Below are 18,775 nucleotides of genomic sequence, written 5' to 3' on the forward strand. Positions count from 1 at the left end.
GCTCCTCGGGTCACTTGACGAGGGGGAAGAGGATCGTCTCGCGGATGCCGAGGCCGGTGAGCGCCATGAGGAGCCGGTCGATGCCCATCCCCATCCCCCCGGTCGGCGGCATGCCGTGCTCGAGGGCGCGGAGGAAGTCCTCGTCGACGCGCATGGCCTCCGGGTCCCCGCCGGCGGCAAGGCGCGCCTGCTCGAGGAAGCGCTCCCGCTGGATGACCGGGTCGGTGAGCTCCGAGTAGCCGGTGGCGAGCTCGAAGCCGCGCACGTAGAGGTCCCACTTCTCGACGACGCCGCGCCGGCTCCGGTGGTCGCGGACGAGGGGCGACGTGTCCACGGGGAAGTCCCGCACGAAGGTCGGGGCGGTGAGGCCCGGCTTCACGTGGTGCTCCCAGAGCTCCTCGACCCACTTGCCCCGCAGGGGGTGCTCGAGCTCGATCTCGGCCTCCGCCGCGAGCTGCTCGAGCCGGCCGAGCGGGGTGGCGGGTGTGATCTCCTCGCCGACGGCCTCGCTGAGGGACTCGTACATCCCGATCCGCGCCCACTCGCCGCCGAGGTCGTACTGCGTCCCGTCGGCCCAGGTCACGACCGTCGAGCCGGCGACCGCGAGGGCGGCCTTCTGCACGAGCTCCTGCGTGAGGTCGGCGATGCCGTTGTAGTCCGAGTAGGCCTGGTACGCCTCGAGCATCGCGAACTCGGGCGAGTGCGTGGAGTCCGCGCCCTCGTTGCGGAAGTTGCGGTTGATCTCGAAGATCCGCTCGAGCCCACCGACGGCGGCGCGCTTGAGGTAGAGCTCGGGCGCGATCCGCAGGTAGAGGTCGGTGTCGAAGGCGTTGCTGTGCGTGATGAAGGGCCGCGCCGTGGCGCCGCCCGGCTGCACCTGCAGCATCGGCGTCTCGAGCTCGAGGAAGTCGTGCTCGGCGAAGGTCGCGCGCAGGGACGCGACCACCGTCGCGCGGGCGCGGACGGTCTCCCGCGCCTGCTCGCGGACGATGAGGTCGAGGTAGCGAGCGCGGACGCGGGTCTCCTCGCTGAGCTCGGCATGCAGGTTGGGCAGCGGGCGCAGCGCCTTGGACGCGATCGCCCACGACGACACGAGGACGGACAGCTCGCCGCGGCGGGAGGCGATGACCTCCCCGGCCGTCTGCACGAGGTCACCGAGGTCGACGAGGTCCTTCCACCGCTCCAGCGACTCCTGGCCCACCTCCGCGAGGCTCAGCATCACCTGGAGGCGCTCGCCCTCCCCCGACTGCAGGGCGGCGAAGACCAGCTTGCCGGTGATCCGCTGGTGCACGACTCGGCCGGCGAGGCTCACAGTGACGGCCGTGCGCTGGTCGGGCTCGAGGTCGCCGAAGCGGGCACGGACGGCGCCGATGGTGTCGGTGACCGGGACGCCCACCGGATAGGCCTCGGCCCCCTCGCCCAGGAGTCGGCGCCGCTTCTCCAGGCGGACCGCCATCTGCTCGCTGACCTCGGCCTCGGTGGGCTCGGCGGCAAGGGACTGGTCGGTCACGCGGGATCTCCTCGGCGGTGGTGGGGCCCGTCCACGCTACCGCGCGCCGGGACGAGGTCCGCCCCCTCGGGCGGCGCAGGAGACCCGGCGCGACGGCGACCCGGTCAGGCGAGGACGATGAGCTCGTTGTCGATCAGGCGGGTGCCGCCGACGGTGGCGGCGATGACGGCGAGAGCGCGCCCGCGGTGGTCGTCGTCGACCGGCTGGAAGGTGGCGGGGTCGACGATCGCGAGGTAGTCGAGCTGCACGAGCGGCTCCCCCATCAGGGCCGACTGGGCCGCGGCGACCGCCGCGTCGACGCCCCGATCGGCGGCGGAGGCCGCCGCCTCCAGCGCCGAGGACAGCGCGCGGGCCGCGATCCGGGCCCGTGGATCGAGCCGCCGGTTGCGGCTGGAGAGCGCGAGGCCGTCTGACTCCCGCACGGTCTCGACCACCTCGACGGTCACCGGGAAGTCGAGGTCGCGCACCATCCGCTTCACCAGGAACACCTGCTGCGCGTCCTTCTGCCCGAAGACGACCACGTCGGGCCCGACGATGTTGAGGAGCTTCGCCACGACGGTGAGGACGCCCTCGAAGTGCCCGCGCCGGCTGCGCCCCTCGAGGTCGTTCGCCACCGGTCCCCCGGTGACGCGGACGACCGTGGGCCCGTCCGGGTACATCGCCCGCTCCGTCGGGGCGAACACGAGGTCGACGCCTTCCCCGGCGAGCGCGGCGACGTCGGCCTCGAGGTCCCTCGGGTACAGCGCGAGGTCATCCGGCTGGCCGAACTGGAGCGGGTTGACGAAGATCGACACCACGACGATGTCGGCGAGGGAGGCGGCATGGCGGACCAGGGCCAGGTGACCGTCGTGGAGCGCCCCCATGGTCGGGACGAGCGCGACGCGCGGCGTCGGGGTGCCGCGCTGCGCGGCGGCGGCGCGGGCGGTGCGCACCGCGGAGCGGATGGCGTCGATGTCCGACGCCACGACCGGGCCGGTCACTGGTCCTCCCGCAGCTCGTCGAAGCCGTCAGGGGGAAGATCGGCCAGATCGATGCTATCCGGCTGGGCCCGGCTCAGCGCGTCCTCGACGGTCGACCGCGCGAGCGAGCTGAGCACCCGACCGGGTGCCTCGACGCCGAGGCCGGAGAGGATGCGTGCCGCCTGCTCGATGACCGAGCGCGAGAAGGTGGACACCGTCTCGATCGCCTCGGCGTAGACCGGCCGGTCCTCCTCGGCGATCAGGACCGGCTCGCCGCCCATCTCGACGACGAGGGCCTGTCCGATGGGCTGGACCGGCGTGGGCGCCGTGACGGCGAACCAGGTCTCGGCGAGGCGGGTGAGGTCGAGGCTCGTCCCCGTGAAGGACATCGCCGGATGGATCGCCAGCGGGATCGCGCCGGCGGCCGTGGCCGGCGCGAGGACGCGGGTGCCGTACCGCGCGGCGGTGTGCACGACGAGCTGACCGGCCTGCCAGCCTCCTGTTGCGGCGAGGCCGTCGACGAGGCCGGGGAGCTCATCCGGGGGGACGGCGAGGAGCACGAGCTCGCTGCGCTCCACGACCTCCGGCACGGGGAGGATGGGCACGCCCGGCAGGAGGGCCTCCGCCCTCTCGCGGTTCGCGGTCGAGATCGCCGATATTCCGGTGACGGCATGTCCCGCTCCGGCGAGCGCCGCTCCGAGCACGGCGCCCACGCGACCCGCGCCCACCACGCCGACTCCGAGGCGCCCGGATCGGGCGCGCATCAGACGGCTCCCCTCGCCGAGTTCCAGCGGTGGGTCGTGTCGGCGGCGCCCGAGGTGACCGCGGCGGCCGCGAGGTCCTGGAACAGGACGACCGCGGTGCCCTGGTCGATGACCTCGAGTCGCGGCAGGATCGGGCCTGCCACGGTGTGGGCGTGCAGCCCGGCGAGCCCGAGCGAGCGCTGCAGCGGCCCCTGGACCAGCGCCACGCTCTGCAGGCGGGCCTGGGGGACGAAGACGAGCGAGCGCCAGACCGCCCCGCGGCGCAGGACGAGCTCGGACGCGGTGAGGGTGAAGCCGGTCCGGCGCCAGGAGAACGGCCGCAGCCAGCGGGCCCGCTGCGGCGCGTTGACGAAGCCGTCCTCCCCGCCGCGGCCGATCATCCCCGCCTCGAGCAGGTGTCCCCCGGGGTCTTCGCCGGGAAGGTCGGGAAGGACGAGCGCGAGGACCCGCGCGACGTCGGCCCGCGTGCCGACCGGGAGCAGCGTGGTGGCGGGGGTGGCGCCGCCGGAGCCGAGGCGCGTGCTCGCGAGGTTCGTCGTGATCTGCCACCACCCGGCGGGACGCCACAGCAGCGGCTGCCGGACGGAGATCGCGTGGATGCGGCCCGGTGGGATCGTCTGGTTGCTCGTCGACAGGAGTCCGTGCCCGACCCGGACCCCGTTCGGCGTGCCCGCGATGCTGTAGCGGAGGCTGCGGGTGAACCGGTTCACGAGGAAGCCGCCCATGCCGATCACGGCGGGGAACGCGCCGAGCAGGAAGAACCAGTTGCCGGAGAGCACGGCCCACGGCACTCCGAGGCCGAGGAACAGCACGAGGAACACCGTCGCCTCGCTGAGGAGCAGGGAGCCGACGATCCGCCCGGGCGGGATGTGCACCACCGACTCGGGCGGCGCCTCCGCGGGATCGAGCTCGGGCGCGAGGAGCTCGCCGACGCGGCGCTCGAGGAGGCCCGTGCGCGCCTCGGCGACGGCCTCGGCGCCGCCTCGCTGCGCGCCCGACGCGAGCGTGAGCACGTCCCGGCGCAGGGCGTCGGCGGGTGCCGATCCGAGGTAGGCCAGGCGCACGTTCGCGTCCTGGCCGGCCACGGACACCTCGAGCCGCGCGGCGCCGAAGAGCCGGGCGAAGAACGGGCGGCTGATGCTGATGCCCTGGATGCGGTCGAGGCGCGCCTGGCGGTGCGTGCGGAACAGGATCCCGGACCGCATCTCGACGACCTCGTCGGTGACCCGGAACTGGTGGAAGCGCCAGGACAGGTAGAAGCCGACGAGCCCGACCAGGAGCAGGGCGATGACGATCCCGAGGGCGGGGAGCAGCAGCCCGCGATCGATCAGCAGGTCGATCGGGTCCTCCTCCTGGAACCCGACGACCAGCTCGAGGAAACGGTCGCGGAAGTTCGCGACGAGGAGGCCGAGCACCGCGAGGAACGCCACCCCGCCGCGCAGGAGCGGGGTGGCCGGGTGCAGACGGTGCCACCGGCCGTCCGCGAGGGCGCCCGGTTCGGTCGCCGGCGTCCCTGCCGCGAGGGGCAGATCGGGAGTGTCCGTCACAGCCCGACCCGGCGCGTCTCGGCGAGCTCGACGAGACGGTCGCGCAGCTCCTCGGCCTCCGCCTCGGGAAGGCCCGGGATCGTCACCCCCGTCGCGGCCGCGGCCGTGACGAACTTGAGCTCGGAGAGGCCGAGGGCCCGGGACAGGGGCCCCCGGTTGATGTCGATGAGCTGCATGCGGCCGTAGGGGATCGCGACGAAGCGCTGGAAGAGCAGCCCACGGCGGAACAGCAGGTCGTCCTCGCGGAGCTGGTACCCGTAGGAGCGGACGCGCCGCGGCACCACAGCCATCATGGCGAGCGCGATGAGCGCGGCGGCGCCGAACACCGCGGCCATGAAGCCGATGCCGACGACGTACGCTCCGACGGCGAGGGCCCCGGCGAAGAGCGTGCTGCCGGCGGCTCCCGCCAGCTCCACGCCGATCTGCTTCGGGGAGACCCGCCTCCACTCGCCGGCGGCCGGCTCCACCCCTGTCACCATGCGCCTATTCTCTCGGCAGATCGAGGGCGGGCGTCGCCTCCGCCTCGTCCTCCGGCGGGAGCCGGCACCAGTGCTCGACGAGCAGCCCGCACCCGACGAGCGCCGCGGACGCGAGGATCGTGACCGCGGTCGCGAGGAGCGCGCCGACCGGCGGCAGGACCGGCCTGCTCAGGAAGTAGATCCCGACGCCGATCGCCATGCCGCCGAGGAGGGAGCCGGCGAGCGTCGACGCCTTCGCCAGGAGCAGCACTCGCATCGCCCGGAAGGGGTCCACGCGGCGCCGGGCCTTGCCCTGGAGGAGCTGGCGGATGGGCCACCCCGCGGCGACGACGGCCGCGCCGATCGCGGCGAGCGCCACCGGGAGCGTGTACGGCGGGACGAGAGCCGGGCGCCCGCCGGCGGCGAGGCCGACCTCGAGCAGCCAGCCGAGCACCGCTCCCGCGACGGCGAGGGCGGCCGGCAGGGCGAAGCCGGTCCGCCTCATGCGTCCGCCCCGGTGAGCGCTGCGAGCAGAGCATCCACCCGGCCCACGCCGGGGAGGACGGCGTCGGGATCCGCCAGGAGCCACGGACGGAGCACGAACTCGCGCTCGGCCGCGCGGGGATGCGGCAGCTGCAGTTCCCCGGAGCTAGTGCGCCGGTCGCCGTAGGCGATGAGGTCGAGGTCGAGCGTGCGGTCCCCCCAGCGCTCGGTGCGCTCGCGCCCGTGCGCGCGCTCGATCGAGAGGAGCTCCCGCAGGAGCCGCCGGGGCCCGAGGTCGCTCAGGCCGACGACGACCTGGTTCAGGTACCCGGGCTTGCCGGGATCCTCTCCGGCGAGGGTGACGGCGACGGTCTCGAGGGCCGGCGACTCCGCGGTCACGGTGAGGCCGGGGAGGGCTCGGAGCCGCTCGACAGCGGAGGCGAGCAGCGCCTGCCGATCCCCGAGGTTGCTGCCGAGCGCGATCACGACGGGCTCGGGCCGGACCCGGCGGATGACGACGCTCACGTCCTCGAACGCTACCGTGATCGGCGCGTGCGGCTTGTGCACCGTCACCCGCACTTCGCGGACCCGCTCGTGGCGAAGCACGGTGTCCGCGATCCGGGCGGCCAGGGTCTCGATCAGGTCGACGGGGTCGCCGGCCACGACGGCGGCGACCTCCTCCGCCAGCTCGCCGTAGTGCACGGTGTCGCTCACGTCGTCCGACGCCGCGGCCGCGCGCAGGTCCACCCTCAGGTCGAGGTCGATGAGGAAGTCCTGCCCCTCGGCGCGCTCGTGGGCGAGCACGCCGTGACGGCCGAACACGCGCAGCCCGCGCAGGCGGATGCGGTCGCTCACGCGGGCACCCCCCGCCACGCGTCGACGACGTCGAGCGCGGCCGCGGTTCCCGCGACGTCGTGGACGCGGACCGCCCACACGCCCTGGAGCGCGAGCAGCGCACTGGTGACGGCGGTGGGGAGGTCACGCGCGGCCGGGTCCTCGGCCCCCGAGAGGGACGGCAGGCCGCCGAGGAACCGCTTCCGGGAGACGCCGACGAGGAGGGGATGACCGAGCTCCTGGAGCGCGCCCAGGCCGGCGAGCACACGCCAGTTGTGCTCGGACTCCTTGGCGAAGCCGATGCCCGGGTCGAGCACGATGCGATCGGCGGCGATCCCCTGGTCGATCAGCGCCTGCACGCGCGCGGCGAGCTCGTCGCGCACTTCGAGCACCACGTCGTCGTAGACCGCTCGGGCGGACATGGCCGCGCTGTGCCCGCGCCAGTGCATGACGACGAACGGGACGCGGGCGGACGCGACGACCTCGGGCATGGCGGGGTCGGCCAGCCCGCCCGACACGTCGTTGACGATCCCGGCACCCGCGGCGAGCGCGGCGCGGGCGGTGTCCGCGTTCATCGTGTCGATGCTCACGCGAACCCCCTGCTCGGCGAGCGCGGCGACGACGGGGAGGACGCGACGCTGCTCCTCCTCGGCAGCCACGCGCCCGGCGCCGGGCCTCGTCGACTCCCCGCCGATGTCCACCCAGTCCGCGCCGTCGGCGACCAGCCGCAGTCCCTGCCTCACCGCGGCATCGGGGTCGGCGAAGCGGCCGCCGTCGCTGAACGAGTCGGGCGTGACGTTGAGGATGCCGAAGACGAGGGGCCGCTCAGGCATCCCGGCCTCCACCGGTGAGGAGCGCGAACGCCTCGGCGCGCAGAGCGGGGTCGGCGAAGTCCCCACGGGCCGCCACGGTGACGGCCGAGGCGCCGGCGGTCCGGGAGCCGCGCGCCCAGAGGCAGGAGTGGGACGCCGAGAGGACCACCAGCACGCCGCGGGCGGCGAGGCCCGCCTCCACCGCGGTCGCCAACTCCTCGGTGAGCCGCTCCTGGAGCTGCAGCCGGGAGGCGACGGCGTCCACGGCGCGGGCGATGCGGCCGAGCCCGGCCACGCTGTCCCGAGGGAGGTAGGCGACGCCCGCGGTGCCGGCGAACGGCAGCAGGTGGTGCTCACAGACGGACCGGAAGGGGATGTCGCGCAGCGCGACGGTCTCGGACGGCGGCTCGGCGAGCGCGACCGTCCCGTCCGCGAGGATCGCCGCGGCGTCCACGTCCGTCCCCGACAGCATCTCGGCGTACGCCTCCGCGACGCGGCCGGGGGTGCCGGCGAGGTCCGGGCGGTCGGCGCCGAGCGCGGCGAGGAGCTCTTCGACGGCGGCCCGGGCCCGGGCCTCGTCGAAGGGCACTAGGCGGTGGCGGGTCGCGGCTTGATCTTCGGCCGCGCCCGCGTCGGGCCGCTCGGCTCGGAGTCGACGCCGCCGTCGACGGCGCCCGCGTCGATGGGCGCCTTCGGCCGCGGCATCTGGACGGCGGGCAGGTCGGACACGGGCCGCTTGTCGCTGGAGAGCCACTGCGGCCGCTCCGGGAGCTTCTTCACGTCGGCGAAGATGTCTGCGAGCTGGTTCTGGTCGAGGGTCTCCTGCTCGAGCAGCGCGAGCGCGAGCCGGTCGAGGATCTCCCGGTTCTCGGTCAGCACCTGGTAGGCCTCGTCGTGCGCGCTCTCGATGAGCGTCCGCACCTCGGCGTCCACGAGCTCCGCGACCTCCTCGGAGTAGTCGCGCTGGTGGCCCATGTCACGGCCGAGGAACATCTCGCCCGAGGACTGCCCCAGCTTGACCGAGCCGACCCGGGCGCTCATGCCGAACTCCGTCACCATCTTCCGGGCGGTGCCGGTGGCCTTCTCGATGTCGTTCGAGGCGCCGCTCGTCGGGTCGTGGAAGACGATCTCCTCGGCGACTCGCCCGCCCATGGCGTAGGCGAGCTGGTCGAGCAGCTCGTTGCGGGTGACCGAGTACTTGTCCTCGAGCGGCAGCACCATCGTGTAGCCGAGCGCGCGGCCGCGCGGGAGGATCGTGATCTTCGTCACCGGATCGGTGTGGTTCATCGCGGCCGCGACGAGGGCGTGACCGCCCTCGTGGTACGCGGTGATGAGCTTCTCGTTGTCCTTCATCACGCGGCTACGGCGCTGCGGTCCCGCGATGACGCGGTCCACGGCCTCGTCGAGCGCGCGGTTGTCGATGAGCTGAGCGCCCGAGCGCGCGGTGAGCAGTGCCGCCTCGTTGAGGACGTTCGCGAGATCCGCGCCGGTGAAGCCGGGCGTCTTGCGGGCAAGGACCTCGAGGTCCACGCCCTGGGCCATCGGCTTGCCCTTCGAGTGCACCTCGAGGATCTTCTGCCGGCCCTTGAGGTCGGGGGCGTCGACGCCGATCTGGCGGTCGAAGCGGCCCGGGCGGAGCAGGGCGGGGTCGAGGATGTCGGGGCGGTTGGTCGCCGCGATGAGGATGACGTTGGTCTTGACGTCGAAGCCGTCCATCTCGACGAGCAGCTGGTTGAGCGTCTGCTCGCGCTCGTCGTGCCCGCCGCCGAGGCCGGCGCCGCGGTGGCGGCCGACCGCATCGATCTCGTCGACGAAGATGATCGCGGGCGCGTTGTTCTTGGCCTGCTCGAACAGGTCGCGGACGCGGCTCGCGCCGACGCCGACGAACATCTCGACGAAGTCGGAACCGGAGATCGAGTAGAAGGGGACGCCCGCCTCACCCGCGACGGCGCGGGCGAGCAGGGTCTTGCCGGTGCCGGGAGGGCCGTAGAGCAGGACGCCCTTCGGGATGCGCGCGCCGAGCGCCTGGAACTTCGCGGGCTCCTTGAGGAAGTCCTTGATCTCCTGGAGCTCCTCGATCGCCTCGTCGGCGCCCGCGACGTCCTTGAACGTGACCTTCGGGCTCTCCTTGGAGACGAGCTTGGCGCGGGACTTGCCGAACTGCATGACGCGGTTGCCGCCGCCCTGCATGCCGGAGAGCATCAGCCAGAAGAAGGCGCCGATGAGCAGGAGCGGCAGGAGGAAGCTGAGCGCGGACCAGAACCAGCTCGGCTGCGGGACCTCGTCGTCGAAGCCCTCCGACGGGCTGGACGCGTCGACCGCAGCGATGACGTCCTCCCCACGGGGAGTGACGTAGTAGAACTGCACCTGCTTGCCCAACTCGGGATCGGCGCGCTGCAGGGTGATGTCGACTCGGTTGTCGCCGTCGATGATCTTGACGGCGGAGATGTTGTCGCCTTGGAGCAGCTCGAGACCCTGCTGGGTGGTGATCTGCCGATAGCCCGAGCCGGTGAGCAGGCTCGACCCCACCCACACGACGATGACCGCGATCACGATGTAGAGGATCGGGCCTCGGAAGATGCGCTTCAGGTCCATGATGCGACAAGGGTACAGCCCGGTTTCTGGGCCTCATCCGGTTGTTTCCCTAGGGCGAACCCGGAGACGCCCCCCTAATCGGAGGGCGTCGAGTACACGTGCGGCGCGAGGATCCCGACGCCCCGGAGGTTCCGGTACCGCTCGGCGTAGTCGAGCCCGTATCCGACGACGAACTCGTTGGGGATGTCGAAGCCGATGTACCGCGGATCCACCCGCATCTTGGCGGCCTCCGGCTTGCGGAGGAGAGCACACACCTCGACCGACTTGGGCCCGCGGGAGCGGAGATTCTCGAGCAGCCAGGAGAGCGTGAGCCCCGAGTCGATGATGTCCTCGACGATGAGCACCTGGCGGTCCTGCAGGTCGGTGTCGAGGTCCTTGAGGATGCGGACGACGCCGGAGGACTGCGTGCTCGAGCCGTAGGAGCTGACCGCCATCCAGTCCATCTGCACGGGAAGGGTGAGCTCGCGGGCCAGGTCGGCCATGACCATGACGGCGCCCTTCAGGACGCCGACGAGGAGGAGGTCCTGCCCCGCGTAGTCCCGCTCGATCTCCCGGCACATCTCCGCGATCCGCGCCTGGATCTGCTCCTCGGTGAACAGGAGGTCGACGAGGTCGTCCTGGATCTCAGCGGGGATCATCGGGGGGCGTACCTCCAGGCTCGTGGTGCGGACCGGGCGCGGCGGAGAAGCACAGACGCCCCTCCCGTCGCTCCACTGTAATCCCGGGGAGGAAGACGGCTCCCTGACCGTGCCAGTCGCTGACCAGCCGCGCGACCGCGAGGGTTTGCGCTCTGCTCGGCGTGACGCCGAACTCGTTCTCCACGGCGAGCCGGATCACGCGCTGGCGGAGGGCGGGCGGGTTCGCCTCGAGGGCGGCCACCGGGAGGGCGATGCCCGCCTCGGCGTGCTCCGCGATCTCGATCACCCACTCGTCGGCGAGCGCGTCGAGGGCGGCGGCGTCCTCCCGGAGCTGCTCGGCGGTCCGCGCGAGGGCCTCCGCGACGCCGGGGCCGAGCTCGCGCTCGAGGACCGGCAGCACCCTGCGACGGACGCGGACGCGGCGGTAGCGCTCGTCCGCGTTGTGCGGGTCCGTCCAGGGCTCGAGGCCGAGGTCCGCGCAGCAGGCCTCGGTGGCGCTGCGCGGGATGTCGAGGAGCGGGCGGAGCCACGGCGGGCTGTCGGTGCGCATGCCGGCGAGGGAATCCGGGCCGGAGCCGCGCGCGAGACCCAGGAGGACCGTCTCCGCCTGGTCGTCGCGCGTGTGCCCGAGCAGGACCCGGACGGCGCCGGTCGCCTCCGCGGCCTCCCGGAGGGCGCGGTAGCGGGCGTCGCGCGCCGCGGCCTCGGGCCCGCCTGGACCGTCGACCGTCACCCGGACGACGAGGACGGGATCGAGTCCCAGCGCCTCCGCCTCGTCGCGGGCGCGCCGGGCGACGTCCGCCGATCCGTCCTGGAGGCCGTGGTCGACGACGACGGCGCCCGCACGGAATCCCGCCCGGGGAGCCTCGAAGGCGGTGGCGGACGCCAGGGCCAGGGAGTCCGCGCCCCCGCTCAGCGCCACCAGCAGCAGCCGCGCGTCACCGGCGCCCAGGGGCGCGAAAGCGGTGCGGACAGCCCGGCGCACGTCGGCGATCGCCGGCGTCAGACGTGGCCGGGAGGGCATCCACTAACGTTATTGCGTCCGCGGACACCTCCCCATCCGCCCATCCGACTCTCAGGAGAGCCCCCGTCATGGCTGAGTACGACGTCGTCATCGAGATCCCCAAGGGGAGCCGCAACAAGTACGAGGTCGACCACGAGACGGGGCGGGTGTACCTCGACCGCGTCCTCTTCACGAGCTTCGTCTACCCCGTCGACTACGGCTTCTTCGAGGACACGCTGGGCGGCGACGGCGACCCGCTCGACGCGCTCGTGCTGCTCGAGTACCCGGTCTTCCCGGGCGTGGGCGTGAAGGTCCGCCCCGTCGGCGTGCTCAAGATGAGCGACGAGGCCGGCATGGACGAGAAGATCGTCGCCGTCCCCTACAAGGACCCGCGCTGGACGCACATCCAGGACCTCGACGACGTCCCGCAGCAGACGCGCAACGAGTTCGAGCACTTCTTCGCCCGCTACAAGGACCTCGAGCCCGGCAAGTGGGTCAAGGTCGAGGGCTGGGAGGGCGCCGAGGCCGCCGAGCGCCTCGTCGTGGAGGCGCAGGAGCGCTACCGCCAGACCGGCGGCCACGTCCCCGGCAACTGACGCTTCCCCCCTCCCTCCCCCGCTCAGCAGGAGGGTCCCTCTCGCTCAGCAGGAAGGTCGGTACCTCAGCAGGAGAAGAACGTGCGTTTCCGCCTGCTCAGGTACCGGTCTGCCTGCTGAGCGGAAGCTACCCGTCTGCTGAGCGGATGCGAGGTTCCTGCTGAGCGAGCGGGTGGCGGCATCAGGCGCCGGGACGGGCCACGTAGGCGACCCGGTCGCCGTTGCGGACCGGGACCTCGCGGACCGGGACGCCCGCGTACGGGGCCTCGACCATCATCCCGCCGCCCGTGTAGAGCGTCACGTGGTACATGTCGCCGCCGCCCGAGCTGTAGAAGATCAGGTCGCCCGGCTGGCGCTGCGCGTAGGGCACGAGCCGGCCACGCGCCGCCGCGTAGTTGTACTGGTTCGTCGCCGAGTGCGTGCCGATGTAGATCCCGGCCGAGGCGTACGCCGCCTTCGTGAGGCCGGAGCAGTCCCACTCGTCGGGCCCGTACCCCGCGAGCCGGTAGCGGTCGCCGATCTGGGCGCGCGCGAAGGCGATCGCCGAGGCCGCCGCTCCGGGAGAGGGGGCGGGCGGCGCGGGGACGGCTGGAGCGGGCGGGGGCGGGGGCGGGGGCGTCCCGCCGCCCGTCGCCGGCGGAGCCGTCGAGCCGCCACCGGAGGTGCCGCCGGTCGCGGGTGGCGGCGGAGGAGTGGTGGCGCCCGAACCGCCGGTCGAGCCGGTGCCGGTCGAGCCGGTGCCGGTCGAGCCGGTGCCGCTGGAGCCGGAGCCCGGAGAGCCGGAGCCGGTCGATCCCGTGCCGGAGGAGCCTGTGCCGTTCGAGCCGCTCCCCGACGAGCCCGTCCCCGACGAGCCCGAGCCCGCGGAGCCGCCGGATCCGGATCCGACGGACGGGACGGGGGCCACAGTTCCGCCACCGGCTCCCGGGCGCGTTCCGATGAGGCTCTGCCGGTAGGCGGCCTCCGCCTCGGCGGTGGAGTCCTTGAGCAGCGCGAGCTGGGCGTAGAGCTCGCCCTGTCGCGCCTGCTGCTCGCCGAAGGCGGCCTGAGCCGCCGCCGCCGCCTCGCCCGCCGCGTCGAGCGCCTCCTCCGCCTCCCGCGCCAGCCGCTCGCGCTCGATGCGCGCCTCGCGCGCCTGCTCACCGAGCGAGTCCGCAAGGTTGCGATCGCTGAGGGCGGCGGCGTAGATCGTCCGCGACTGCTCGCTGAGCTTGCCCATCGCCGTGAGCTGGTCGAGCAGCCCCTCCGCCTTCGCGTCGAGCGCGAGGTTCAGACCGAGGTCGCCGCCCGCCGTCCGGGACAGGTGGGCCGCGATGAGGCCCGCGCGCATCTTCGAGATCGAGGCCCGCTGCTCCGCATCGGCCGACGCCTCCACGAGCTCCTCCTCACGAGAGGTGGCCTTCAGGAAGCCGTCGTGCGCGAGGCGGAACCGCTCGTCCGCGATCTGCTGCCGTCGCCCGGCGTCCGCGGCGGCGTTCTCGAGGCCCGTCAGCAGCTCGTCGATCGCGTCGATCTCGGCCTGCGTCGCCGCCTCGTCGCGCTTCGCGTCCTGGATCTCCTCCCAGGAGGGGTAGTCCGGCGCCGCCTCGGCGCTCACGACCCCGACCGACGCGGTCACGGCGCCGATGGCGACGGCGGAGAGCGCCATCTCGGGCCGGAGGACCCTGCTGCGCCGCAGCGGCCAGCGGCGCTCAGCCAAGCGGCGCACCGCGCGCGCTCATGAACGGCACCGGGTCGATCTGGCTTCCGTCGACGCGGACCTCGTAGTGCAGGTGGCATCCGGTCGAGGCACCGGTGCTTCCGACGGCCGCGATGACCTGACCCGCGGAGACCTGGTCGCCGACGCGGACGTAGGTGCCGCCGTTCTGGATGTGTGCGTAGCCGGTGCTGACGCCGTCCCCGTGGCGGATGAGGACCCAGTTCCCGTAGGTGCCGAGAGGGCCCGCGTACTGCACCGTGCCGCCGGTGGCGGCGTAGATGTTCGAGCCGCAGGAGGCGCCGATATCGGTGCCGCCGTGGATGGGGTTCGCGCCGGCGGGCCGTCCCGGGCGAGGACCGTAGTGGTCGGTGATGCGGCCGGCGGCGGGCTTCGCCCAGCCCTGCGAGCTCAGCTGGCCGCGGTCGCGGGAGCTGCTGGCCCCACCGCCGCCGCCGCTGCTGGCCGCGGCAGCCGCGCGCCGTGCGGCCTCGGCACGCGCGGCCTCCTCGGCCGCCTTGCGCCGCGCCTCCACGCCCGCCTGGTAGGCGGCGGTCGTCTGGGCGGTCACGTCCCGGAGCGCGGCGAGCTGCTGCTCGAGCACGATGTTGAGGTCCTCCTGCTCGGCGAGCACCTGCTGGGCGGCCTCGTTGGCGGCGATCGCCTCCTGCATCAGCCGCTCGGCCTCGACCCGGAGCTTCTCGCGCTCGTCGCGGGCGACCTCCGCCTGATCCGTCAGGGACTGCGCGGTGTTCTGCGCGGCCAGCGCGGCGGCATAGACACCCTCGTTGATCTGGGTGAGCTTGCTCGCCTGGCCGAGGCGGGCGAGGAGCTCGTCCGCTCCCCCGTCGCTCTCGAGGAACAGGTTCGCGCTCAGCTCGGCGCCGCCACCGGAGCGGTACAGCTGGGCGGCGAGCATGCCGGCCCGCGCGTTGGCGGTCTCGGCCTCGGCGGCGCTCTGATCGGCCTCGGCCTGGAGCTGGTTGGCCTTGTAGTCGGCGGCGTCGAACGCGTTCTGGGCGGCCTGGTACTCGGCGCCCCGCTGCTCGGCGACGGCCTGCGTCTCGGCGACCTTGCGCTGCGACTCGGCGATGAGCCCCTCGATGCGCGCGATCTCGGCCGCCTTCGCGGATTCGTTCTTCTTCGCGGCCTCGACGTCCTGCCAGGTCGGGTAGTCGACGGCCCACGCCGGAGACGCCACCCCGCCGACGACCGCGGCGAGGACGACGACTACTGCAGCACCGAAACGGCGCGCTGATGCACCTCTGCTCACCCCGATCACCCCGCTTCCAGTCAACCTTCGAGAGCCGATCGACGGTAACTCCCCGTTCACGGGGCACGCGTCGGAGGACCCGGCGCGGCGCGATCGGCGGCATCGCCCTCGGATTGGGCGAGAACACCATCCTGCCCTATGCTTGACCGTCGTTGAGTTCTCACGGGATTCGGCCCCATCGTCTAGTGGCCTAGGACGTCGCCCTTTCACGGCGGTAACACGGGTTCGAATCCCGTTGGGGTCACAGGCCCTAGACTGAGAACCACACAACAGAACATGGCCCTGTAGCGCAGTTGGTTAGCGTGCCGCCCTGTCACGGCGGAGGTCGCGGGTTCAAGTCCCGTCAGGGTCGCGAGATGCGGCGAGAGCCGCGTTCACGCGTCGGGCATCCCGGCACTCGGCTCTGTAGCTCAGTTGGTAGAGCGCACGACTGAAAATCGTGAGGTCACGGGATCGACGCCCGTCGGAGCCACCAGAAGAAGCCCGGTTCGCCGGGCTTCTCCCATGTCAGCCGGAGGTCCGGCGACGCTGAGCCGTGATGATCGACCGGCATCTTCCTGCTGGACGTTGAGGCGGCCTTGCAGCTGCAGCTGGGGGCGGTTGTCGGAGGCAGCGCCGGCGCACAACGCGACAGCCTCGTTCGTTCTCGTACTCGGATGCGCTCGCGGGCTCGCTCACGCGAGACTGCTACGTGCGCGTTCGGGGCCGGGGGCACGACCTGGCGGACCGCGTCGCCGAATCCGCCCTCTCCGTCACCTGACGGCCACCAACCGCCACCTGGCTATGCCCGTCCTGGTTTGCGCATCCGTCGTTCGGTCAGGGTGCGGAGGACGCCCGGAGGCTCGTGACCCCAGGAGTCGGCGAGGTCGCGCCGCTGTCTCCAGGTCAGGTGCGGTCGGTCGTCATCCCGCGAACTCGAATTCGAGCGTGATGGCGGGGTCGATGGCGGTGATGATGCCCGAGTAGAAGACGCGCGCCTGCTCTTCGAGGACGGGACGGAAGCCGTCGAGGTGCGAGTCCACCGCCTCGGCAGTGAGCACCTGCTCGATGACCTCGAACTTGTCGATCTCGGGCGTTGTCCAGCTGAGGATGCCGTTCTCCTCCTTCGCGATCGAGACGTCGGGATTCTCGTACCCGAGGAAGGCGAAGGCCGGGATCGAGACGAGGTAGGCGTTGTCGCCGGTCCTGGTGATGGACACGTCCCCGCCCTCCACGCCGAACTTGGCGTCGTACTCGTAGCGCAGCAACATCGCCCTCTCACTGCCGGGCACAGTGAACAGCCCGAACACATCGAGGCCGTCGCCGCGCTCCTCGATGACGTCGGTGACTCCGGCGGTCACCAGGATGACCTGCTCCTCGCGGGTGATCGAGCGGATCACCTGTGTGTCGCGCGACTCCGCCGCGCCGAGGAACTTGCCCACGGTGAGACCGGCGAAGGCGGTTGCGGCCAGGAGCAGGAGCACAAGAACGACGAGCAGGATCTTCGCCCATACGGGAGTCTGCCTCGCGAGCTTGGGCGCGGACGGGGTCGCCGAAGGCGGCGAGGCCGTAGTCGTCATGCGATGCTGTCCCCCAGGTGCATGCGGCGATGTGCCGCGTGAAATCTATCCGTTCACGGCGCCGCTCACGTTGGGCGCGCTCATGACGGCCGCACCGGTGCGCTGGCGAACGCCGAGCGGCAGCTGCAGCTGCAGCAGCGGATCAGGCCGGCTCTCCGATCGCGACATGCCCGTAGCGGGACACTTCCTCCCGGAACTTCATGACCTCGGAGCGCATTCCGATGCCGCAGACGCCGACCATGCGCGCGCCGACGAAGTAGCCGTACACGCACTCGCCGTCGGTCCGCCCCGCCAGCAGCTCCATTCGGTCCGCCAGGGCGGGCAGCCCGTAGGCGAGGAGGTGGATGTCGTACTGGTCGCTCCAGAAGGACGGAACCGGGGCGAACCGCTCCGCGATCGCCGCATCCACGTCGGGATCCTCGGCCAGCTGCATCGCGAGGATCCGGCTGGCCCTCTTGGCCGTCTCGGTCGGGATGTTCCAGTGCTCGATCGACGCAGGGACGTCTCCGTAGATCGCGTTCGGGAAGCGGGCGACGTCCCCGACGGCGAAGACGTCGACCCAGGGGCGTCCGTCGGCTCGCAGCACGCGCATCGCCGAGTCCGTGCGCAGGCCCTGGTCCACGTCCACGTCGTTCCCGTGGAGCCACTCCGTGTTGTGCAGGGACCCGATCGCCTCGACGAGCACCTGGCAGGCGACCTCCGACCCGTCCGCGAGTCGCACGCCCTCAACTGCGTCCTGTCCCAGGGCTTCAGCGACGTGGGTCCCCAGGCGGAAGCGGACGCCGTGCGCCTCGTGACGGCGCATGAGCTCCTCGGCGAGCGCCGGCCCCAGGGGTCCGAGCATCGGGAGCTTCCCGGAGCCGACGACGGTCACCTCGCATCCGAGCTGCCGAGCGGTCGCCGCCACCTCGCATCCGACGAAGCCCGAGCCGGCGATCACGACCTGCGTGCCGGGGGTCAAGGCGTCGCTCAGGGCGCCGGCGTCATCGAGGGTGCGCAGTGCGAACGTCCCGGCCAGCCCCTCCGTGCGAGCGGACAGCCGCTTGGGCCGGAGCCCCGTCGCCACGATGAGCGCCCGGTAGGGCACCTCCGTCCCGTCCGCGGTGCGGACGAGCCGCCTCTCGAGGTCCGCCGACGCGATGCGCGTGCCCAGTCGCCAATCGACGTCCGCCGTCGCCGCCCGCTGGGGAAAGGCGACGGACGCGTGCGTCACGTCTCCTCCTCCGAGGACGTCCTTCGACAGGGGAGGTCGGTTGTACGGCGCGTGCGGCTCGTCGCCGAAGACGGTGATCGGGCCGGCGTACCCGGACCGCCGGAGCGCTTCAGCGCTTCGCAGACCTCCGAGCGATGCTCCGACGATGACTACGGGCAGGAGGCCCACCTCAGCGCCTACCTCCCGGAGACCAGTGAGATCGCCTGCATCGGGCACACGTCGATCGCGGCCTCGACGTTCTCCAGCTCGGAGTCGTCGACCACCGGGGTGTACTCCATCTCGTCCTTGGCATTGAGGACGAACACGTTCGGGGCTTCGAGGACGCACTGCCCGAAGTTCTGACACTGCGTCCGATCAACGTCGACCTTCAACATCTGGGACCTCCGTAACTCGATGAGCGCAAGGACGATCGTGCCACGGGTTGTCCGACAGGGCTCTGAAGAGGCCGACCGGCCGCCACGGTCATGGCACGCGCATGGTCGACAGCACCGGCCGTGTGCCCCGTTCTCGGGCTGTCAGTGCGCCTCCGCGCGCCCGTAGGGTCGGCGCCATGGGGGAAGTTCTCGTGGTGCCGCGCGCCCGGAATGCCGAGCTCGCCGACGACGCGACCGCGCGCTGGACCATGCCGGCTGCCGGCCACGCCGCCTCCGGCGCCTCCCCCGTGAGGAGAGCCCTCCGGATCGCGCTGATCGCCGCTGCGGTCCTGCTGCTGGCGACGGTCTTCCGGGGCTGGCTCCTCACCGCGCTCGTCGTGACCGTGGTGTGCGCTCCACTGGTGCTTCTGCCGATGCGCCGAGCCTCCGGAAGGACCGGGCCGCGGCGGACGCCGTGACGC

Annotated in this window: 19 protein-coding genes and 3 tRNA genes; 5 read left to right on the forward strand and 17 right to left on the reverse strand. The window is 72.5% G+C overall.

Translation table 11 applies throughout. The features are described from left to right. Positions 1–10: 10 nt before the first annotated feature. The 12 genes from lysS to tilS form a co-directional block, all read right to left on the reverse strand. Positions 11–1,456, reverse strand: coding sequence for a lysine--tRNA ligase (gene lysS, locus J3P30_RS05095; protein WP_210481872.1), 1,446 nt, complete (start codon positions 1,454–1,456; stop codon positions 11–13). 158 nt (positions 1,457–1,614) lie between these two features. Then, complete coding sequence (gene panC, locus J3P30_RS05100; RefSeq protein WP_374058540.1) at positions 1,615–2,490, reverse strand: pantoate--beta-alanine ligase; 876 nt, start codon at positions 2,488–2,490, stop codon at positions 1,615–1,617. Continuing rightward, complete coding sequence (locus J3P30_RS05105; protein WP_210479877.1) at positions 2,487–3,233, reverse strand: DUF2520 domain-containing protein; 747 nt, start codon at positions 3,231–3,233, stop codon at positions 2,487–2,489. Before J3P30_RS05105 ends, panC begins: the two co-directional genes overlap by 4 nt. Further along, entirely contained in the window at positions 3,233–4,780 is a 1,548-nt protein-coding gene (locus tag J3P30_RS05110; protein WP_307807401.1) for a PH domain-containing protein, read from the reverse strand. Before J3P30_RS05110 ends, J3P30_RS05105 begins: the two co-directional genes overlap by 1 nt. Next, entirely contained in the window at positions 4,777–5,259 is a 483-nt protein-coding gene (locus J3P30_RS05115) for a PH domain-containing protein (protein WP_210479878.1), read from the reverse strand. Before J3P30_RS05115 ends, J3P30_RS05110 begins: the two co-directional genes overlap by 4 nt. A 4-nt stretch (positions 5,260–5,263) precedes the next feature. Further along, positions 5,264–5,743: a DUF3180 domain-containing protein gene (locus tag J3P30_RS05120; protein WP_210479879.1), complete on the reverse strand. Its 480-nt coding sequence runs from the start codon at positions 5,741–5,743 to the stop codon at positions 5,264–5,266. Further along, on the reverse strand, positions 5,740–6,576 hold the full coding sequence (folB, locus tag J3P30_RS05125) for a dihydroneopterin aldolase (RefSeq protein WP_210479880.1): 837 nt from the start codon (positions 6,574–6,576) through the stop codon (positions 5,740–5,742). Before folB ends, J3P30_RS05120 begins: the two co-directional genes overlap by 4 nt. After that, complete coding sequence (folP, locus tag J3P30_RS05130; protein ID WP_210479881.1) at positions 6,573–7,388, reverse strand: dihydropteroate synthase; 816 nt, start codon at positions 7,386–7,388, stop codon at positions 6,573–6,575. Before folP ends, folB begins: the two co-directional genes overlap by 4 nt. Then, positions 7,381–7,956 (reverse strand): GTP cyclohydrolase I, encoded by a 576-nt coding sequence (gene folE, locus J3P30_RS05135; protein ID WP_210479882.1) that lies wholly within the window; start codon positions 7,954–7,956, stop codon positions 7,381–7,383. The genes folP and folE overlap by 8 nt, the downstream gene beginning before the upstream one ends. Beyond that, on the reverse strand, positions 7,956–9,962 hold the full coding sequence (gene ftsH, locus J3P30_RS05140) for an ATP-dependent zinc metalloprotease FtsH (protein WP_210479883.1): 2,007 nt from the start codon (positions 9,960–9,962) through the stop codon (positions 7,956–7,958). Before ftsH ends, folE begins: the two co-directional genes overlap by 1 nt. A gap of 74 nt (positions 9,963–10,036) precedes the next feature. Further along, positions 10,037–10,600 (reverse strand): hypoxanthine phosphoribosyltransferase, encoded by a 564-nt coding sequence (gene hpt / locus J3P30_RS05145; protein WP_210479884.1) that lies wholly within the window; start codon positions 10,598–10,600, stop codon positions 10,037–10,039. Continuing rightward, entirely contained in the window at positions 10,587–11,624 is a 1,038-nt protein-coding gene (gene tilS, locus J3P30_RS05150) for a tRNA lysidine(34) synthetase TilS (RefSeq protein ID WP_210479885.1), read from the reverse strand. Before tilS ends, hpt begins: the two co-directional genes overlap by 14 nt. 68 nt (positions 11,625–11,692) lie before the next feature. On the opposite strand from tilS, the gene ppa reads away from it, so the two are divergent. Beyond that, a complete protein-coding gene (gene ppa, locus J3P30_RS05155) occupies positions 11,693–12,199 on the forward strand; it encodes an inorganic diphosphatase (protein ID WP_210479886.1) in 507 nt (168 codons plus the stop codon). Positions 12,200–12,380: 181 nt separating this feature from the next. Here the strand turns inward: ppa and J3P30_RS15090 are convergent, their stop codons facing one another. Both J3P30_RS15090 and J3P30_RS15535 read right to left on the reverse strand, forming a co-directional pair. After that, on the reverse strand, positions 12,381–13,898 hold the full coding sequence (locus tag J3P30_RS15090; protein ID WP_246852711.1) for a C40 family peptidase: 1,518 nt from the start codon (positions 13,896–13,898) through the stop codon (positions 12,381–12,383). Continuing rightward, positions 13,891–15,168, reverse strand: a complete 1,278-nt coding sequence (locus J3P30_RS15535; protein ID WP_210479887.1) for a peptidoglycan DD-metalloendopeptidase family protein — start codon at positions 15,166–15,168, stop codon at positions 13,891–13,893. Before J3P30_RS15535 ends, J3P30_RS15090 begins: the two co-directional genes overlap by 8 nt. A gap of 171 nt (positions 15,169–15,339) precedes the next feature. On the opposite strand from J3P30_RS15535, the gene J3P30_RS05170 reads away from it, so the two are divergent. The 3 genes from J3P30_RS05170 to J3P30_RS05180 all read left to right on the forward strand — a co-directional run bounded on the left by J3P30_RS05170 (position 15,340) and on the right by J3P30_RS05180 (position 15,643). Next, a tRNA-Glu gene (locus tag J3P30_RS05170) sits at positions 15,340–15,412 on the forward strand. A 34-nt stretch (positions 15,413–15,446) separates the two neighbouring features. Further along, positions 15,447–15,520 (forward strand) — tRNA-Asp (locus J3P30_RS05175). A gap of 47 nt (positions 15,521–15,567) precedes the next feature. Continuing rightward, a tRNA-Phe gene (locus tag J3P30_RS05180) sits at positions 15,568–15,643 on the forward strand. Positions 15,644–16,070: 427 nt separating this feature from the next. Here J3P30_RS05180 and J3P30_RS05185 read toward each other — a convergent pair. The 3 genes from J3P30_RS05185 to J3P30_RS05195 all read right to left on the reverse strand — a co-directional run bounded on the left by J3P30_RS05185 (position 16,071) and on the right by J3P30_RS05195 (position 18,314). After that, complete coding sequence (locus tag J3P30_RS05185) at positions 16,071–16,727, reverse strand: hypothetical protein (protein ID WP_210479888.1); 657 nt, start codon at positions 16,725–16,727, stop codon at positions 16,071–16,073. Between the two features lie 142 nt (positions 16,728–16,869). Then, positions 16,870–18,156 (reverse strand): FAD-dependent oxidoreductase, encoded by a 1,287-nt coding sequence (locus tag J3P30_RS05190; protein ID WP_307807402.1) that lies wholly within the window; start codon positions 18,154–18,156, stop codon positions 16,870–16,872. Then, on the reverse strand, positions 18,117–18,314 hold the full coding sequence (locus J3P30_RS05195) for a ferredoxin (RefSeq protein ID WP_210479890.1): 198 nt from the start codon (positions 18,312–18,314) through the stop codon (positions 18,117–18,119). Before J3P30_RS05195 ends, J3P30_RS05190 begins: the two co-directional genes overlap by 40 nt. 176 nt (positions 18,315–18,490) lie before the next feature. On the opposite strand from J3P30_RS05195, the gene J3P30_RS05200 reads away from it, so the two are divergent. Then, a complete protein-coding gene (locus tag J3P30_RS05200; protein WP_210479891.1) occupies positions 18,491–18,772 on the forward strand; it encodes a hypothetical protein in 282 nt (93 codons plus the stop codon). Positions 18,773–18,775: the final 3 nt, after the last annotated feature.

The organism is Naasia sp. SYSU D00948 (genome assembly GCF_017916515.1).
Lineage (GTDB): Bacteria > Actinomycetota > Actinomycetes > Actinomycetales > Microbacteriaceae > Naasia.

Bases quoted from the DNA above. Each gene is read 5' to 3' on its own strand.
- lysS (WP_210481872.1), bottom strand. From the start codon at position 1,456: ATGGCGGTCCGCCTGGAGAAGCGGCGCCGACTCCTGGGCGAGGGGGCC.
- J3P30_RS05105 (WP_210479877.1), bottom strand. From the start codon at position 3,233: ATGCGCGCCCGATCCGGGCGCCTCGGAGTCGGCGTGGTGGGCGCGGGT.
- J3P30_RS05115 (WP_210479878.1), bottom strand. From the start codon at position 5,259: ATGGTGACAGGGGTGGAGCCGGCCGCCGGCGAGTGGAGGCGGGTCTCC.
- J3P30_RS05120 (WP_210479879.1), bottom strand. From the start codon at position 5,743: ATGAGGCGGACCGGCTTCGCCCTGCCGGCCGCCCTCGCCGTCGCGGGA.
- folP (WP_210479881.1), bottom strand. From the start codon at position 7,388: ATGCCTGAGCGGCCCCTCGTCTTCGGCATCCTCAACGTCACGCCCGAC.
- ftsH (WP_210479883.1), bottom strand. From the start codon at position 9,962: ATGGACCTGAAGCGCATCTTCCGAGGCCCGATCCTCTACATCGTGATC.
- hpt (WP_210479884.1), bottom strand. From the start codon at position 10,600: ATGATCCCCGCTGAGATCCAGGACGACCTCGTCGACCTCCTGTTCACC.
- tilS (WP_210479885.1), bottom strand. From the start codon at position 11,624: ATGCCCTCCCGGCCACGTCTGACGCCGGCGATCGCCGACGTGCGCCGG.
- ppa (WP_210479886.1), top strand. From the start codon at position 11,693: ATGGCTGAGTACGACGTCGTCATCGAGATCCCCAAGGGGAGCCGCAAC.
- J3P30_RS05185 (WP_210479888.1), bottom strand. From the start codon at position 16,727: ATGACGACTACGGCCTCGCCGCCTTCGGCGACCCCGTCCGCGCCCAAG.
- J3P30_RS05195 (WP_210479890.1), bottom strand. From the start codon at position 18,314: ATGTTGAAGGTCGACGTTGATCGGACGCAGTGTCAGAACTTCGGGCAG.
- J3P30_RS05200 (WP_210479891.1), top strand. From the start codon at position 18,491: ATGGGGGAAGTTCTCGTGGTGCCGCGCGCCCGGAATGCCGAGCTCGCC.